The sequence below is a fragment of the Novosphingobium sp. genome (genome assembly GCF_031424035.1).
GTDB lineage: Bacteria > Pseudomonadota > Alphaproteobacteria > Sphingomonadales > Sphingomonadaceae > Novosphingobium.
The window spans coordinates 1-1,840 of the sequence record NZ_JANPGP010000100.1; the positions used below are offsets into that span (position 1 = coordinate 1).

Sequence of the window (1,840 nt, forward strand, 5' to 3'; positions counted from 1 at the left end):
GCACCATCTTCGTGTCTTCGTGTGAACCAATCTACCCGGTCACATCCGCCAGCGCGGCGATGAACCGGTCGACGTTGGCGGTGGTCAGCCCGGCGACGTTGATCCGCCCCGACCCGGCCATGTAAATCCCGTGCTCCGCGCGCAGCCGCAGCACCTGCTCGCCGCTCAGCGGGAGCACCGAGAACAGCCCGTTCTGGCCGCCGAGCGGCGCGAAATCGACCCCGCCCTGCTGGCCCGCCTCGGCCAGCCGCGCGCGCACCTGATTCATCCGCGCGCGCATTGTATCGAGCTCGTCCTGCCACAGCGCGATCAGCGCCGGGTCCTCGAGGATCAGGCGCACCGCCGCTGCGCCGTGATCGGGCGGCATCGACCAGGCCGCGCGTGCCAAAGTTGCGCCATTCGAGAGCACCATGGGCAGCAGCGCCGGATCGGCGACCATCGCATAGATTGCGCCGACCCGGTCACGGTACATCCCGAAGTTCTTGTCGCACGAATAGGCGATCAGCGCCTCGGGCACCGCAGCGAGCACCGCGCGGACCCCGTAGGCGTCCTCCTCCATCCCCGCACCTAGCCCCTGATAGGCGAGGTCGAGCAGCGGCAGCAGGCGCTTCTCCGCGACCAGCGCGGCGATCTCGTCCCACTGTGCGGGGCTGTAATCGATCCCGGTGGGGTTGTGGCAGCAGCCGTGGAGCAGGATTGCGTCGCCCGCATCCGCCTCGGCAATCGCGCCGCGCAGCGCGTCCATGTCGACCGCGCCATCCGCTGTGGAATGCCTGAAGGTCTTGAGCGCGAGCCCGAGATCGCCGAAAATCTGTGCATGGTTGGGCCACGATGGCGTACCCATCCACGCCCGCTTGACCCCGGCCTTGAGCGCGAGCGCCACCGCGAGCCGCACCCCGCCGGTGCCGCCGGGGGTCTGCATCCCCTCGATCCGGCCACCTAAACTGGGATCGTCCCCGCCGAAGATGTACGGCATCAGCGCGTGGACGAAGCCCATGTCGCCCTCAGGCCCGAGGTAGCTCTTCGAATCCTGCGTATCGATCAGCCGCTGCTCGGCCGCCTTGATCGCGCCGAACACCGGAGTGTCGCCCTGCCCGGTGCGATAGACGCCCACGCCCAAGTCGATCTTGTCGGCGCGCGGATCGGCGGCGTAGAGCTTGATCAGCGCGAGAAGCGCATCGGCGGGCTGGGGAGCAAGGTTGCTGAGCATGATGCCCGCGCCCCTAGCCCCGCGAGGCGCGCCGGGGCAAGGGTGAATTGGGCTGCGTTGGCCTGTTTAGCGTTCCGTGGGCGGTTCCTTGTCGGCATCTCGCAACTTGCAAGAATTGCACCCAATTCATGATGACGCGGCTTGAACGAAACGCTAACTCAGGAAAATGCCAAGCGTAATACACAATCATCTCAAGCACTATGCGAAGCGCATCCGCGACCAACTGCGCGCCAACGCCGAAGCGTCCGAACCCGCACTTGCCCCGGCATTTCAGGAATTGGTCACCAATCTGCTGCCGTTGCTCCAAGCCGTACCGCAGCTAACCGTATCGCCGGAGTTCAACAAACCGGGAGTGGGCCGCCCGGACATTGCCCTGATCCGCCCCGGCCAGCCCGCGCGCGCCTTTATCGAGCTCAAGGCACCCGCCAAGAACGCCGATCCCGAACGCTGGAGCGGCGCGCACGACAAGCGTCAGTTCGAGCGACTGCAAGAACTGGCGCACTGGTCCGCCAGCAACTTCGCCGAATTTCACCTGTTCTCCCGCAAGGACCGCCTCGGCAGCGCAACGATTGTCCCGCCGCACACGCTAAAGGCCGATACGCCGGACAAGGCGGCGGACGAAGCCATCGC

General features: G+C 66.5%; 2 protein-coding genes. One reads left to right on the forward strand and one right to left on the reverse strand.

All coding sequences use genetic code 11. From position 1 onward, the window contains the following. Positions 1-31: 31 nt before the first annotated feature. On the reverse strand, positions 32-1,210 hold the full coding sequence (locus RMO89_RS13975; protein WP_310533843.1) for an amino acid aminotransferase: 1,179 nt from the start codon (positions 1,208-1,210) through the stop codon (positions 32-34). Between the two features lie 166 nt (positions 1,211-1,376). Here RMO89_RS13975 and RMO89_RS13980 point away from each other — a divergent pair. Beyond that, positions 1,377-1,840, forward strand: a 464-nt coding sequence (locus tag RMO89_RS13980) for a hypothetical protein (RefSeq protein WP_310533845.1), incomplete at its 3' end; no start/stop codon positions are given.

What these genes read in the sequence shown, in the direction of transcription:
- RMO89_RS13975 (WP_310533843.1), bottom strand. Translation starts at nt 1,210, where the DNA reads ATGCTCAGCAACCTTGCTCCCCAGCCCGCCGATGCGCTTCTCGCGCTG.